The organism is Campylobacter concisus, assembly GCF_001891085.1.
Classification (GTDB): Bacteria; Campylobacterota; Campylobacteria; order Campylobacterales; family Campylobacteraceae; genus Campylobacter_A; species Campylobacter_A concisus_O.
On record NZ_JXUP01000001.1, the window covers coordinates 109,455 to 125,194 of the forward strand.

11 protein-coding genes and 1 pseudogene are annotated in these 15,740 nt (G+C 35.1%); 2 read left to right on the plus strand and 10 right to left on the minus strand.

Translation table 11 applies throughout. The features are described 5' to 3' along the window. Positions 1 to 18: 18 nt before the first annotated feature. Positions 19 to 2,114 (minus strand): annotated as a pseudogene (locus tag TH67_RS00575) (TonB-dependent receptor). A 289-nt stretch (positions 2,115 to 2,403) separates the two neighbouring features. Next, positions 2,404 to 3,462, minus strand: a complete 1,059-nt coding sequence (gene yedE / locus TH67_RS00580; RefSeq protein WP_072593902.1) for a YedE family putative selenium transporter — start codon at positions 3,460 to 3,462, stop codon at positions 2,404 to 2,406. Between the two features lie 134 nt (positions 3,463 to 3,596). On the opposite strand from yedE, the gene TH67_RS00585 reads away from it, so the two are divergent. Both TH67_RS00585 and TH67_RS00590 read left to right on the plus strand, forming a co-directional pair. Continuing rightward, complete coding sequence (locus TH67_RS00585; protein ID WP_072593903.1) at positions 3,597 to 4,796, plus strand: molybdopterin molybdotransferase MoeA; 1,200 nt, start codon at positions 3,597 to 3,599, stop codon at positions 4,794 to 4,796. A 90-nt stretch (positions 4,797 to 4,886) separates the two neighbouring features. Continuing rightward, the gene (locus TH67_RS00590) at positions 4,887 to 5,816 is read left to right on the plus strand and encodes a TerC/Alx family metal homeostasis membrane protein (protein WP_307781425.1); all 930 of its coding nucleotides are present in this window, start codon (positions 4,887 to 4,889) and stop codon (positions 5,814 to 5,816) included. A gap of 121 nt (positions 5,817 to 5,937) precedes the next feature. On the opposite strand, the gene TH67_RS00595 is transcribed toward TH67_RS00590, so the two are convergent. The 8 genes from TH67_RS00595 to yedF form a co-directional block, all read right to left on the minus strand. Further along, the gene (locus tag TH67_RS00595) at positions 5,938 to 6,501 is read right to left on the minus strand and encodes a MotE family protein (RefSeq protein ID WP_072593904.1); all 564 of its coding nucleotides are present in this window, start codon (positions 6,499 to 6,501) and stop codon (positions 5,938 to 5,940) included. Then, positions 6,501 to 6,923, minus strand: coding sequence for a flagellar export protein FliJ (locus tag TH67_RS00600; RefSeq protein WP_072593905.1), 423 nt, complete (start codon positions 6,921 to 6,923; stop codon positions 6,501 to 6,503). The genes TH67_RS00595 and TH67_RS00600 overlap by 1 nt, the downstream gene beginning before the upstream one ends. Beyond that, a complete protein-coding gene (locus TH67_RS00605) occupies positions 6,920 to 8,170 on the minus strand; it encodes an adenylosuccinate synthase (RefSeq protein ID WP_072593906.1) in 1,251 nt (416 codons plus the stop codon). The genes TH67_RS00600 and TH67_RS00605 overlap by 4 nt, the downstream gene beginning before the upstream one ends. Before the next feature lie 2 nt (positions 8,171 to 8,172). Then, a complete protein-coding gene (locus TH67_RS00610; protein WP_021090725.1) occupies positions 8,173 to 9,039 on the minus strand; it encodes an ATP phosphoribosyltransferase regulatory subunit in 867 nt (288 codons plus the stop codon). Then, a complete protein-coding gene (locus TH67_RS00615; protein ID WP_081370890.1) occupies positions 9,039 to 13,133 on the minus strand; it encodes a diguanylate cyclase domain-containing protein in 4,095 nt (1,364 codons plus the stop codon). Before TH67_RS00615 ends, TH67_RS00610 begins: the two co-directional genes overlap by 1 nt. Positions 13,134 to 13,279: 146 nt before the next feature. Continuing rightward, positions 13,280 to 13,909, minus strand: coding sequence for an NAD(P)H-dependent oxidoreductase (locus tag TH67_RS00620; protein WP_072593907.1), 630 nt, complete (start codon positions 13,907 to 13,909; stop codon positions 13,280 to 13,282). 92 nt (positions 13,910 to 14,001) lie between these two features. Next, positions 14,002 to 15,024 (minus strand): selenide, water dikinase SelD, encoded by a 1,023-nt coding sequence (gene selD, locus TH67_RS00625; protein WP_374057340.1) that lies wholly within the window; start codon positions 15,022 to 15,024, stop codon positions 14,002 to 14,004. After that, entirely contained in the window at positions 15,021 to 15,620 is a 600-nt protein-coding gene (gene yedF / locus TH67_RS00630) for a sulfurtransferase-like selenium metabolism protein YedF (protein WP_072593909.1), read from the minus strand. The genes selD and yedF overlap by 4 nt, the downstream gene beginning before the upstream one ends. Positions 15,621 to 15,740 lie beyond the last annotated feature (120 nt).

Sequence of the window (15,740 nt, forward strand, 5' to 3'; positions counted from 1 at the left end):
AGGCGGTGTAAATTTTAGTTAAAAAGTGTAGTGCATATTTAGCATAAACGATCTCTCATCACCCGGTCTTGAATCAGAACGCCAGTATTTTTTATTTAAGATATTATTGATTGCCAGTGTTATTTGAGCGTGTTCATTAAAGTTATATCCAGCACTTGCATCAAGCCTTACAAAGCCGGGCAAGTGTTGATCGGTTACGCTTGTTTTAGTTACATCGTAACTATATCTTTTGGAGTACCCGGTTACGCCACTTTCGACATACCATTTATCGTTTTTAGCATATCTTAAAAAAACATTGCCCTGCCAGTTAGTTGTATTTTTTAGATTAAGTTTTTCGTTTAATGGATTTGATTTATCACTTGCGATAATGGCTCTCATATATCCAAGAGAGCTTCTAAGATATAAATTCTCATAAATTTGACCCAAGATGTTTAGCTCGATACCGCGGCTGCGCTCCTTGCCGCGAACTGCCCATGTATATGGATCATTTTTAGAATCTGGTTGGTATCTTATATTGTTATGCTCGATCTGAAATATCGCTAAGTTTGAGCTAAATCTATTATCAGCCCATGTGCTTTTAAGCCGATTTCATATTGCTCATTATTCTGCGGTTTTAGATCAAGCATCGTTGTATCGCCTATACTTATACCTATATTTCCACGGCCACCGTATGGGGCAAAACTCTTTGAGTATGAAGCATATGCAGTATGCTCTGGTAAAAAATCCCATAGCAAGCCAACTCTTGGACTAAAAGAGTGCCCTTTGTAGCTATTTGTCATATTTGTAATATTTCTTGTTTTAAATTTATAAAAGTCAAACCTTCCACCAACAAGTAGCCTATATTTGTCGTCTAAGCTTATTAAATCCTCGAGAAATACTCCATTATTTATGGCTTTATGCTTATTATCAGTATTAAGTGGTATGTAGCCCACACTACCCCAACTTGATCTTGATGCGTATGGATTTATGGTCACATTTTTTGCACTATCAAACCAAAGCCTTGGATGGCGAGTTTCTACGCTGTTGTCATATCCAAAAGTAAGATTATGCTTAAATCTTGTAAATTCAAGCTCTTTTGTAAGTGTTATGGCATTTGAGAGTGTGTCATTATCGGTTTGTTGTTTAGCATAGTTTTGCTTTAGTCTATTTCCGGGCATGATGGTACCACTAAAATAATGGTCAAAATTTTGACTAGCTTTTCTATAACCAAAAACCCATTTTAAATTCATGTCCTTTACTAACTCTGCATTTAGCTCAGTACGAAAGAAATGAAGCTTATCTTCAACAAAGTCTCCATCGTGAGAAAATCCCTTTGTATAATCGATACCAAGTTTATCATAGACACTTTTTGTTGGCATTCTATCAGGCACACGCCAAGCATTATCATATGTGTATTGCGCCTCAAAACTCACCGTTCCACCATCGTTTGTCACTACAACGCTTGGACTTACCATAAAATTTTTATATTTTACGCCCTCTCTCCATGACTTTCCACGTTCCATATCAGTCGTTAGTCTTGCGGCTAGTTGATTATTTACTACATGGTTTACATCTATACCACCGCCATATCTACTCCAGCTACCAACCCTACCTGAAAGCTTATAAACAGGTATAAAATTTGCCTTTTTGCTAACCAAATTTACAACCGCACCGCCGTCACTTCTTCCATACAAGATCGAAGCTGGTCCTTTTAAAATTTCAACTCTCTCAACGTTTGCTGTGCTACGTCTTATCTGTCCTGAGTCTCTAACACCATCTCTATATATATCGCCGCCATCTACGCTAAAACCCCTTATCTTGATACTCTCACCTCTCATATCGTAGCCTGCGTCAATGCCAGCATTTCCCTCAAGGATACTTGAAAGGTCGTTTGTGCCATAGTTTCTATTTTTTTGTATATCGATATTTTCGATAGTTTGTGGCGTCTCTTTGTTACTAAGCCCATTTCTATTGATATCCGCACTATCATACGCGATATAACCTTTTAGGGTATTTTGCTCCGAGATACCTTCCACCTCGATAGTTGGTAAAACAACTGAATAATCACTGTTATTTGTATCTAAAGCCCAGAGCGAGCTAAAGATCAGTGATAAAGCAAGTATACTAAACTTCATAGAATTCCTTTAGATAAAATTAAAATCGATATTCTATATCAAAATAGTTTAAAATATTTATATTGATGTTTATTAATTTTTACCAATTCATTGTTAAAATTTCAGTTCGATTTAGAATTATCGTTTGCCATATCTTAAAACAAAATGCATTACTATTGCCGCTAAAAAATTTTAAGATTAAGGCTAGTATTTTAATGATCGCACATCAACACAAGCTTTTTGAACTTTTTGATGAAATTATAGATATAAAAAGTGAGTAAATTTGACTGCAAAGGCAGCCAAATTTATATTATGCTTTTTTAGTAAAAACTCCGACATAAATAGCATAGATAAAGCCGATCACTACGGCATATGGAGCATAAGGAGTGATGCCAGCTCCAGAGCTTGCAAGTATGAAGTTATGGCTTATCGCAGCGCCTGCTCCCATGCCTAAAACAAATACAGCTGAGCTTAAATTTCCAGCTCCCATTTGCACTAAATGTTTGCCTGGGCAGCCATAACTTAGACTAAAGCAAAGACCAGCCAAGCTCATGCCAAGAAAATTCCAAAGAACGTCATTGTGAGCGATAGGTTGAGCTTCAAAGCCAAATTTATATTGTCCAAGAGCTAAATTTGTGATACTTGCAAAAACGATGATAGATACAATGCCATAAAACATTGAAAGATCACGCTCAAAAACTTTGCTAATCGCTCCAACCGAACAAAATTTACTTCTTTGCATAAAAATGCCAATAACAATGGCGCAAATAAGTGAGATAAAGATATTTGCATGCTGTGAACCTGGGCCTTTTTCTGAGCTAAATAATGCACCATTATCGCCAAGTTTTAAACCAAAGACAAGGGCTATTAAAAGCAAAATAGCAATGATTAATGGCAAAAATGCAACTGGTTTTGTTGTGGCATCATTTTCAGGTATGACGTAACCATTTTTCTTGAAAAATCGTCCAACAAAAACGCCAGCAAATAGACCGACAAGACCAGCAATAGCAGTCATATCTCCTCCGCCAAGACGCAAAAACGCTCTCCATGGACAACCCAAAAAGATAAGGCAACCAATCATAGCAAACACACCTAGGAAAAATCTAGAAAATGCTGCACTGCCAGATACTGGAGTAAAATTTCTACTCCAAAACAGGCTAGCTAAAAAGCCTCCGATGATAAGCCCTAAAATTTCAGGCCTTAGATACTGTACCACTTTGGCTTGATGAAAGCCAAAAGCACCTACGCTATCTCTTAAAAAGCAAGCCGCGCAAACGCCCATATTTGCTGGGTTGCCAAAATAAACAAGCACTGGGCCAAGAATGCCTAAGCTTGCACCTGCAATAATGTAAAGCACTGTTTTATTCATGAATATTCCTGTGTATAGGGTAAAATCAAACTGATTTCTTAAACGACATTTTAATAATCATTAAATAAAACAAAGATTAATTTTTTAAGAGCGAAATGGATAAAATATGCAAAAATTTCATAAAAAGGATAAAAATGAAAGATTTTATGAGTTACGCAGATAGCCTAAAAATTCTAAAAGATACAATAAATGCGTGGGAAAAGGTCGAAAAAGTAGCCATTACGGACGCACTTGATAGAAATATCGCCTACGACGTGACAGCCGCTGAAAATTACCCAGCAAAGCCGGTTTCAGCGATGGACGGATACGCTTTTGCCTTTAAAGATGGCCTAAGCGAGCTTGAACTCATCACAGACCTGCCCGCTGGAAGCGATAAAGGGCTGGTTATAGAGAGCAACAAATGCGTCAAAACTTTCACTGGCTCACTAATGAGCGAAGGCACTGATACTCTTGTGCCGGTAGAAAATGTCGAGGTTAGCGGCTCAAAAATAATTATTAAAAAGAGTGTACCAAAGGGCTTTGCCGTGCGCGAAGTGGGCGAGAGCTACAAAAAAGGCGAAATTTTGATCAAAAAAGGCACACGTCTAAGCTACGCTGAAATCGCACTTCTAGCAGAGCTTGGCCACTTTCACATAAGCGTTTTCATACGCCCAAGAGTTGCGATACTAGCGACTGGCAGCGAGATAAAAGACCTTGGTGAGCCACTAGAAAATCCAGCACAAATTCACAGCTCAAATCACGTAGGCATCGCTATGCAGATACGCAAAATGGGCGCAGAGCCGATCCTTTGCGAGATCGTAAGAGATAAGGCTGAGCTTGTCGAAAAAGCGATCATAAACGCACTAAAATCAGCTGATATATTAGTGACTACTGGTGGCATAAGCATGGGTGATTACGACTTTGTAAAAGGCGCTTTAAATGAAAATTTTAGTCTTATCATCGAAGGTGCTGCCATAAAACCGGGCCGTCACATCAGAGTGGCAAAGTCAGGCGATAAATATATCTTTGCACTGCCAGGATTTCCGTACTCGGCAATGGTTATGTGTGTGCTTTACGTAAGGGTCTTAATAAATGCGTGGTTTGGTCAAGAAGAGCCAAAGATCACGGCGATAATGGACGAAGACTATAAAAAGCGTTCGCCATTTTTAGAATTTACGGCTGTAAATTTAGAAAATCGTGAAGGAAAAAATTTTGTAAATCTAAATGGCAAAAAGCTTGGCAGTTCAGCGATCGTAAATAATTTAACAAACAAGGCTGCACTTTTAATGATCCCAATGTATAAAGAAATTCTTAAAAAAGGCGAGATAGTAGAAGTCTTGATGATGCCTTACTAAAATTTTAAGGATAAAAGTTGAACGCATTAGAAATTCAAACAATTATAGTTTTTCTTATAATGGCATCACTTGCCTTTGGAATAGATCTTTTTGCTCATAAACATGATGAGAAAAATTTCACTAAAACAAGCTGGCATTTGGTCTATCTTTTGGATAGGAGTTTCAGTACTTTTTGGTATATATTTATATTTTGAGCGAGGCAGCGAAATAGCAAGTCTTTATTTTGCAGGATATGCGCTAGAAAAGTCGCTCTCGGTAGATAATCTTTTTGTGATGATGGCGATTTTTTCATGGTTTAATATACCTGAAATTTATCGCCACAGAGTGCTTTATTTTGGCGTTATAGGAGCTATGATATTTAGGCTCATCTTTGTAGCCGTAGGTACGATGCTTTTTGCCATCTCTCCTTGGATGGAGCTAATATTTGCAGCAATAGTCGCATATAGTGCCGTAATGATGATAAAAAAAGATAAGTGTGATGAGGATATAAAAGATTATTCAAACCACATAGCTTATAGGGCAGTTTATCGCTTCTTTCCGGTTTTACCACAGCTTTTTGGACATAGTTTTTTTGTTAAATTTAGCGAAATTTCTAAACAAATTTCAGATAGTCAAAAAACTGCTCTTAACGATCAAATTTTAAGGCTAAAAGCCACTTGGATAGCAACACCATTATTCTTGTGTCTTTGTGTGATTGAGCTAAGCGATGTGATATTTGCTTTTGATAGTGTTCCGGCTGTCATTGCTGTGAGCAAAGATCCTGTGATTGTTTATTCAGCGATGATATTTGCGATACTTGGGCTAAGAACGCTTTATTTTGTGCTTGAAGCACTCAAAAATTTTTTAAAGTATTTAGAAATTTCTGTGATCGTGCTTTTATTTTTTATCGCAGCAAAGCTAGCTTTAAATGCAACCGCTCATATCTTTCATCATGGTTTTGAAATTTCTGCACAAATTAGCCTTTTTATCATTCTAGTCATCCTTGGAGTTGGGGTCGTAGCAAGTTTGGTTAAAAAATAGCTACCACAAAAGTATGCAAGCTAAAGTTAGGCAAGCTTAAAATTAAAAAATTTATAAGTATAGCGCTTTATGTTTGATGTCTAAATTCTTTAAAATTTTACTTGCTTGTGTAAAAGATTGATTACTGTATATTTATACTACCGGCTGGAGTTGGCATATCGTCTTTTTCATCAGCAAATGGTGGCCCTTTTTGAAGCAAAGTGGTGATCTCAGATGCTACTTTTGGATCCATTTTTGCCATGATAGTTGATATCTTTTTGGCATCAAGAGCATAAAGTATGGTGGCTGCATTTGATCTAGGCATTTTAGAGAGCACCTCAGCTGCCGCGCCATCTTTCATCTTAGAATACGACTCATTTACTTTATCACTAGTCATTGTGCGAAGTTCTTTTAAAATTTTTTCATTTTTGGCGACCACTTCATCGATCTCTTTGCGTTTTTGCTCGATCACTTTCATTGTTGCATTTAGATCAGCTTCTTTTTTGGCAAGCTTTTTATTATTTTCTTCATAGGCTGCCGCCGAGCTTGCACGAAATACCTCTAAAGCTTGGCGCTGTTCATCTATGATCTCAAGTTCCTTTGAAATTTCTTCTTTTCTAGCTTCAAAAATTTGCGTACAATCAACTGGTACTTCAAAACAAAATGCAAAATTTAAAATAGTTAAGAGTAATAAAACCGCTCTCATCACAACTCGCTCTTAGTTGTAAATTTCATCACTGTAAACTCATCAAGTGCAAGTGCTTCGGCTTTTTGTATGCGTTTTATCTCTTTTTTAAACTCTTCTTTTTCTAGATATTTCATCTTTTCGTACTCTAAATTTGCATTTTTATATTTATGCTCGTAATGCGAAACCTCTTTTTTAGCTATCTCAAGGCTCTCTTTGCAGGCATTTAACTCTTGCCTTGCTATCTTTATAAACTCTAAATTTTCCTTTAGCTCGCCTATATTGCCACTTTTTGGCAAGCAAAACTCCTCAAGCCTTGCTCTTAAATGCACTAAATTTTCTTCAAAATTTCTTACATTAAGTCTAGCAACGGTGAGCTTTGCCTCTACCTTATCCATCTCTTGTTTTTTTACGCGGACGATAGAGGTAAATTTGCTTTTCATCTAATGATCGTATCGCTTCTTTCAGGGCTTGTTGAGATGTAGCCGATCTTTACGCCAGTTAGCTCTTCTATTCGCTCAATATAAGCTCTTGCATTTGCTGGCAGATCTTCATATTTGCTTATACCTTTTACGCTATCCCAGCCTGCAAGTTCTTCATAAATAGGAGTTGCATTTTCAAGATCTGTTGGCATATAATCGATAGTTTCACCATTATATTGATAAGCTTTGCAAATTTTTACCACTTCAAATCCATCAAGTACATCAAGCTTCATAAGCGCATAAGTATCAACACCATCAAGTCTTGAAGCATATTTTACACTCACAGCATCAAACCAGCCACAACGTCTGCGGCGGCCTGTTGTTGTGCCAAATTCCTTACCGATATCACACATCTTGTCGCCACTTGTGCCTTTGTCTTCTGTTGGGAAAGGGCCAAAGCCAACACGAGTCGTATAGGCCTTTATTACGCCTATTACTTCACCGATTTCTTTTGGATTTAGTCCAAGACCTGTGCAAGCACCTGCACTTATAGTATTTGAGCTAGTTACGTATGGATATGTGCCATGGTCGATATCTAAAAGTGTGCCCTGAGCGCCTTCAAGTAGGACTTTTTTATCTTCATCTAGCGCTTTCCAAACTAAATTTGTAGTATTTGCGATAAATGGAGCCAAAACCTCTTTATATCTTTTTAGCTCTTCAAGCAATTCATTTTCATTAGGAATTTTTACACCAAGTGCGTCAAATACGCATTTGTTTGTCTCAAAATCATGCATCAAAGCATCACATAAACGTTCTGGCTCAAGTAGTTCGCCTACTCTGTGACCACTTCTGCTTATTTTATCTGCATAAGTTGGTCCGATACCTTTTCCAGTCGTACCGATTGCTTTTTCACCTTTTAGTCTCTCTTTTGCTTGATCGATTTGACTATGGTAGCTTAGATTTAAATGTGCTTTATCGCTAATATAAAGTCTTCCTTCCAAATTTTCAAACTGAGCCATTTCAGTGATTAATACTTCTGGGCAAACAACAACGCCATTGCCAATGATGTTTATGATATTTTTATGCAAAATTCCGCTTGGAACAAGGTGCAAAGCATATCTAACACCATCTACCCAGATCGTATGGCCGGCATTATGACCACCCTGTGAGCGACAGATCATGTCATAGTTGAGTCCTAGCATATCAACTATCTTGCCTTTACCCTCATCACCCCATTGAACTCCAACTACTAAATCAGCCTTTCTCATTCTTACTTCCTTAAATTAATTTTTTCTTCTATCAATGCATCTGTATAAACAGCAAAACCACTATTTATTTTTCCGTCTATTTCGTAGCTGCCGCCACTTGCTATTATGCTGTTATTTCTTAAAAATCTAAAAAATAAACTATCGTAATATCTCATTTTTGAGTAATATAGCGGAACTATTCTTAAATTTTTATATTCTAAAGCACTGGCTAAATTTCTCAAATTTTCAAGCGGTTCTTTTAGTTTGCTTGGAGAAATTTTAATCACTTCATCCAGTTCATCAACTGACTTTAAAAGAGCAAGAGCGCTTAGCCATGGAACATTTTGAGATAAAATTTTCTCCATTTGCCCATTTTCAAAAATTTCAATAGGCACGCTTAAAATTTCACAAATCACTCTTGGAATTTGTATATTGCTCACTTGCAAAAATGTATCCATTTTTAGCTCATTAAGAAGCTTTGCTACGATATTTATGCTTTTTAAAACATCATTTTCACCGATTAGTTCGGCTCCGATTTGATAAATTTCTTGACTTGGATAGCGAAAGACTGGCTGGATATAAAACCATCTTTTTGATTCGTTTGCCTTTAGCCTTCTAAGCACGATCCTTACAGTATCTACCGTACTATCAGCTCTTAGACTTATTTCGTGATTTAGGCTATCGCTAAAACGTAAAAGATTTGTAGCATCTACACTTAAATGCTGGTGATATGAGAAAAATGGCGTTACGATCTCGCTAAAGCCTTCATTTTCTAAAATTTCACTAGCTTTTTGCTCAATCTGCCTCTTTAGCTTTGCACTGCTGGCAAAGTATAGCTTGCTTCCATTTGGGATTTCGTGCTCATAAACATTTAAAGCATTTTCATTCATTATTTATTCGCTCCACTCAAATTTAGATCATTATCGCATAATAAAATTGCCTCATTAGCTAAATTTATTACGTTCTCTTTGTCTATTTTTACAAGGATCGTATCTAAAATTTCAGCTAATTTTTCATCTATTGTTCTGATATCATCTACTTGATTTGCTATTTCGATTTTTAATTTTTCGCTTACTTTTTCATCGCATTTAAGCAAATTTATCAAACGAATCATAAGCTCTTTTGCACCTACTATTTTGCAAAGCATATTGTAGTTCTCATCATCTTGAAAATTTCTTACATTTAGCGGAGATGATAGAGCAAATTTAAATTTGAGCACATCATCCAGGCTAAGCTCTGGTGCAAAAAGCCGTCCTTGAAATCTACTAAAGCCAAACCCGACAAAAATTTCAAGCATGCTTTTATCTTCTAAATTTTTTATCATGACATCAAAATTAAATGTATCTGATACATACTTTATCATGCGTATGGTCTTTAGTGCTTCTACTGAATCAAAAATTTGTTTGCAAAATCTTTTATCTATATTAAATCTATTTGTTTTTAACATGCCTAAAGCTTCTACCGAGCCTGAATAAGATGCAAAATCATCAAGCGAAAAGCTAACGCCTAGCTCCTTATAAGCATTAATATATCTAACAACATCATCTAAATTTACGCCACTTGCAGAGTCAACGATATCTATGATTAGCCCATTAGCGTCTAGTTGCTCATCTTTTAAAAGCTTTTTAAATTTCTCAAAAAACTCAGAAGTCATTAGCTTTTTAATGCATAAATTTACTCTAACTTTTGCATTTATTCTCTCTTTTAGCCATACAGCCCTAGCTTTTAAAGCATCTTTTAGCGTAAATAATGCGATAGCAACAACTGCTTTTGAGCCTTTTGCAAGCGGTAAGAAGTCTGATGGCCTTAATATCTTATCGCCATTTTTCCATCTAATAAATGCCTCAAAGCTGCTAACTTCCCCACTTTTTATATCAATCTCAGGCTGATATAATAAAAACATCTCCCCAGCATCTATAGCTTCAATGATCTTTGAGTCATCTCTATATTCATTTTTAAAGTATGTATCTTTTTTCGAATTAAATACATAATATTTATTTTTTCCATTAAGCTTTGCTTGATACATAGCCCAATCAGCTCTTTCGATTAGATCATCAACGCTAAGTACATCGCTACTTAAGCTAATACCAATACTTATGCTAAGTTTTTTTTCATCATCATCAATAGAAATTTTACTCTGACCCACTCTTAAGATGTTTTCAGCAGTTTCGTAAATTTCTCCCAGATTTTCATAAGGCATAGCACCTATAAACTCGTCTCCGCCTATTCTTGCAAATATTCCTTGTTTTGGAAAAATTTCATCTATTTTTTTTGAAATTTCTATTAGGATTTTATCACCTACTTGATGTCCATATCCGTCATTTATCGATTTAAAATTATCAAAATCGACATAAAAAGCTGCTATTTTTAAGCTTTTTTTCGCTTGTTTTAGTAGATTTTCTAGCTTATTAAAAAGTAAAAATCTATTTGGCAATCCAGTTAGCGTATCGTGATACGCGATAAATTCGAGGTACTCTTTATTGTAGCAATCATCATTTGCGCTTGAAGCTAATAAAATATATCCCTCTTGATCGCCAAACGCGTTTAAAAGCTTACTTATGCTTATAACTTCGAGTCTATTTTTGCTTCGAACATCATGAATAAGACCTTGCCAAAAGCCAGTTATTTTAAGTGAATTTAAAATTTCATCTTTAATATCTTTTAGTCCGTTTTTAAAATTTATTATATCTTTTGAGTAAATTTTCTCTATAAAATTTTTATCTCTAGAAATGTTAAGCGTATCGAAAAAAGCGTCATTAGCATCTATGATTCTAAACTCATCATCAAGCATAATAATTTGCTCTTTTGCGTATGAGAAAATTTTTGCTAAAAGATCTTGATAAGAAAAAAAGCTATTTTGCACACTAAGATCTTGCATTGTGCCCTTTATAACGCTTGCTTCACCATCATAAAAAGCTATTGCTTTTGCTCTAATCCTTACATAAATAATCTCTTTATCAGCCCTATAAAAACGCACTTCGCCATCATATACTTCACCTTTTTTTATAAGGTCAAAAAAGTCCTTAAAGCTTACAAATTCATCTACAAATATAGTTTTCGCACGTTCAAAATTTATACTCATATCCCCATTTAATGCATATCCGAGCGACTTAGCAATAGCATTTGGGATATAAAGGGTATCGCTTTTTTTATCCCACGAAAAAACAAGCGCTTGGCTTGCCCAAAGTATGCTTTGAAAATATTTTAATTCAGCATCATATTTTTCTTGCAACTTTGCTATATCGCTTAGGTCATTAAAAAAGTAGATGATTTTTTGCTCTTTGTCAGCACCATTATCTATAAATTTTACCTTTATTTTAAATGGCGTTTTGTTGTTTTCATTTGTTTGCATATTGGCTACGAGATTTATTTCGCTATTTTTGCTACCTTTTTCAAAGAATTTTTTAGATTCATTAGAAACATTTACAGCAAACTCATCTAAACTTTCAGGGCTTATTAGATCTTTTAAATTTATAAGCTTCTTATCTTGCGGGACTTTAAAGATACTATCAATATTTTGCGTACTTCTTACGATAGAAAATGGATCGCTGCTTAAAGCTTCTGCTATTACATTTGGCGATAAAAACGAATAATCATTTATTGCTTCGTTATCCTTTTTCGTAAATTTTCCATCATCAAGCTCGTGTATAAGCATAAAATTTAGCCTAGAATCCCTTAGTTCAATCTGCGACTCTTGTAAAAATCCCTCTTTAGTGCCGCCATCTTTTGTTTTTAGCTTGATTTTAAAACTCATATCGCTATTTTGAGCATCTTGTTTCATTTGCATAAACAATGCAAAATCGTCATCTATTAAATCATTTAAATTTAGCTCTATAATCTCATCTTTTGTGTAGCCAACAGAAGATAAAAATGCATTACTAGCATCAATAATATCGCCGCTATAAGCATCATAAACTACTATTTTCAAAAAGCTTTGCTCAAAAATATAGCCAAATCTACTTTTGTATTCTTCTAGCCCATCAGTTGCTTTTTTGGTTTCTATCTTTAGCTTGTTTATTCCATTTTTTATATCTTCAAATTCTGTTACATTAAGGCTTCGTTTTATCTCGTATTCATCGCCATCTAAAGTATCTCTTACCTCTTTTAAAGCTGGCATTATTCTATTTTTTATAAATTTTACATCTCTAACCCATAATATTAAAGAAGATGTAAAACAAAAGATCGATAGCCAAAATAACACAAACTGCATAAAGATATGAAAATGCTTCGTTGAGGCAGTAATAACAAAAATTTTATACTCTGGCATATAGCTTATGAGATAAAAGCCCATATGGCTTAAAGAAAATATTATTTTATCCTCTTTAAACTCGTCGCCAAGACTCACATAAGGCAAAAACATCGATTCATCAAATTTTTTATAAAACTCATCTCTTGATAAATTTCCATATTTATCTACCAGATAAGCATAAGTTTTGGTTTTCTCATCGTAATCTACATTAGTGTAGTTTTGCAAAAATTTTATATCAATTTGAACTAAAATACTGCCTCCATTTTTTAGTCCATAAGATGCATAAATGTCTCTAAAACGATTATTTTTATAGACACGATCTGATACTGTAAATTTCCCGGCATCTATCTCGTTTAAACTAAGCTGAGATAGATCCTTTTCGGCTATGTCATCAGCACCTAAAAATTTCTTTGAATAGAGTAAATTTCTATTTTTATCAAAAACATAAAAAGCTATATAAAGATCGTTTTTTGTTGAATTTTTATCAAATAACATATCACTAAGACCTGCTTCAACCATTTTTGACTTTAAAAATAGATCGTTTTTTATTATAAAAAAGCTATTTGAGATTGATGATTTTATATTTGAATTTGTTGAGCTAAGATCATACTTTATATCGTTCGTACCGGCACAAACTACAAATAATGCTAAAAATATAAATGAGAGTAGAAGTAAAATAGCCTTTGTATAAAACATTTTTACTATCTGAAGGCTGGTTTTTTGTTTCTCAAGCACGATAGACACCTCGTTAGTTTAGGTTTTGGCTTTGATTTTATCCCATTTTTACTTGATTTGGGTTTATAAAGATAAGTATTTATTTAGAATTTATTGATTTATTTAAAATTGAGCCAAAAATTTATTTAAAATTTGGCTCAAATATCTTAATAGATCCAAGTAACGATATCAGAAATTTCTCTGCGAAGTTTTTTTGGTTGTGGATTTAGGCGGTAGCCAAATGATACCATGATAGCCACTCTTTGAAAACTCTCATCAAGCCCCAAAAGTTCATTTAAAGCGTGTCTGTCAAAGCCTTCTATTGGGCAACTATCAATGCCCAAACTTGCAGCTGCATTCATCATATTTGTGGCGATTATCATGCATTGTTCATGTGACCACTGAAATGTTAGCTCATCATCATTTTTAAAATTTGCTAGCAAAAAGTCATGGTAAAATTTTTGCCTTGCAGCAATGGCTTCAGGATCTTTATTGGTATTTCTAGCGATCATTTTATTAACGTATGCGCTTCCAAATTTCACCTCTTTGATCTTAGCTAAAACGACAACTAAATGCGAGCAAGATGTGATTTGTGCTTGATTCCATGAAAGAGCTTTTATTTTTTCTCTAAGCTCTTTATTCTGAACGACTAAGATATCCCACTGCTCAAGGCCAGTTGAACTAGGGCTTAACCTACCAGCTTCTAGTATAAAATCAAACTCTCCAGCACCGATTTCTTTGCTTTCGTCAAAAACCTTGCAAGCATGACGAAATTTTAAAATTTCAAGATAATTCATCATCTCTCCTTTGTAGTTTTTGAAATTATAGAATGGTTAAGTAAATTAAAAGATTTCACTAACGCAATGGATAGCATACTATTTTTAAAAATTTATCTTAAAAATATACCAAACTCGCTCTTTGACACCGCAGAGCCAACGATAGCTGAACTTTCATAGCCTACTTCTTTTAAGCGTTTTACTGCAAGCATCGCGTCCTTTTCACCAACTGCGAGCAAAAGTCCACCAGAAGTTTGTGCGTCAAATAGTAAAATGTCAGCTTCTTTGTCTACAAAATGCTTTGCAAATTCGCGGTTTTTATAGCTTCCTTCTGGAATGATACCCATATCGGCAAATTCCTTTGCGCTTGCAATGATTGGCACGTTTTTTTCATAAATTTCAAAACTGATCTTTTCATTTAGCATTTCGCTTAAATGCCCCAAAAAGCCAAATCCAGTCACATCAGTAGCACCGTAAACTTTGATGCCATCAAGTGCTTTTAATGCATAAAAATTTAGCTGTGCCATAATAGTTGCAGCCTCTTTTATCTGCTCAATGCTTAATAAATCAGCCTTTATTGCTGTACTTAAAATGCCGCTTCCAAGGGGCTTTGTAAGTATCAAAACATTGCCATTTATGGCTGTATTATTTGCCCAAAATTTATCAGGATGTACCCTTCCAGTGACGCTAAGCCCATAATACATCTGCTGTGTCTCGATCGTATGCCCGCCAACTATAATGCCACCACACTCTTTTACTTTATCGGCTCCGCCTTGCAAAATTTCTCCTAAAATTTCAGGTGCCAAGTTGCAGCTATCAAAGCCTACGATATTTAGAGCATTTATCACCTCACCACCCATTGCAAAGACGTCGCTTAGGCTATTTGCAGCAGCGATTTGACCGTAAATAAAAGGATCATTTACCACAGGCGTTATAAAATCAAGCGTTTGAACAAGTGCAAGATCACTTGAAATTTTAAAGACACTCGCATCCTCATTAGAATTGGTGCTTGAGAGCAGATTTGGATGAGATAAATTTAAACTACTAATCGTTTTGTTTAGACCCGACGGGTCAAGCTTAGCAGCTCAACCAGCGGCTCTAACGAACTGCGTAAGCTTTTTGTCGTGATAGATCATAATTTGATTTGCTCGTGAGTTGAGAGTATGTCGATGATCTCATAAGCATTTGAAATTTCGCCAATCGCAAGATCGCTTACTAGCTTATAAGCCTCCAAGCAGCTTCCGCAGCTTAAAATTTTAACACCAGCAGCTTCAAGATCTTTAAGCGGCTTAAAGCTTGGGTGTGAGCGGTTTGTTGTCATCTTTACAGCGTTATTTACGCAGATTATTATCTTTGGTTTTTTCTCAACTTGAAGAAATGCTCCTAAGAATTTTGATAGTAAATTCATTCCTACTTCACCACTTCCCGCGCGCTCTTCATTCAGATAGAGTACTTTATTATTTTTTGGTGTTATGTCGCAGACAAACTCATCAAAATTTGTAAGCTCAAGCGCATTTTTGCCTTTTGTAGCTAAAATTTTAGTCTCGTTGCCATTGCTTTCTAGGCTAAATTCTATATTTTGATTTTTTAAAAATCTTGAAATATTTTCTTTTGGAGCTAGTGCATTTACCAAAATTTCTAAGCTTTCACCTTCACTTAAACTATCAAGTGCATTTTTTGTCATTGTGACTGGTTTTGGACACTCTAAATTTCTACAATCAATTGTTGTCATGATTTTTCCTTTTGCAATTAGTATTTCAAACCTTGAAACTAGTTTGGATTATAGCCAAAAAAATATTAATTATTTTAAAAATTTTAATGTATAAATTTGAGATAAAAGAGAGCTTTGACC

What these genes read in the sequence shown, in the direction of transcription:
- TH67_RS00605 (WP_072593906.1), bottom strand. Translation starts at nt 8,170, where the DNA reads ATGAGAAAGGCTGATTTAGTAGTTGGAGTTCAATGGGGTGATGAGGGT.
- TH67_RS00620 (WP_072593907.1), bottom strand. Translation starts at nt 13,909, where the DNA reads ATGAATTATCTTGAAATTTTAAAATTTCGTCATGCTTGCAAGGTTTTT.
- TH67_RS00585 (WP_072593903.1), top strand. Translation starts at nt 3,597, where the DNA reads ATGAAAGATTTTATGAGTTACGCAGATAGCCTAAAAATTCTAAAAGAT.
- TH67_RS00595 (WP_072593904.1), bottom strand. Translation starts at nt 6,501, where the DNA reads ATGAGAGCGGTTTTATTACTCTTAACTATTTTAAATTTTGCATTTTGT.
- TH67_RS00600 (WP_072593905.1), bottom strand. Translation starts at nt 6,923, where the DNA reads ATGAAAAGCAAATTTACCTCTATCGTCCGCGTAAAAAAACAAGAGATG.
- TH67_RS00610 (WP_021090725.1), bottom strand. Translation starts at nt 9,039, where the DNA reads ATGAATGAAAATGCTTTAAATGTTTATGAGCACGAAATCCCAAATGGA.
- yedE (WP_072593902.1), bottom strand. Translation starts at nt 3,462, where the DNA reads ATGAATAAAACAGTGCTTTACATTATTGCAGGTGCAAGCTTAGGCATT.
- yedF (WP_072593909.1), bottom strand. Translation starts at nt 15,620, where the DNA reads ATGACAACAATTGATTGTAGAAATTTAGAGTGTCCAAAACCAGTCACA.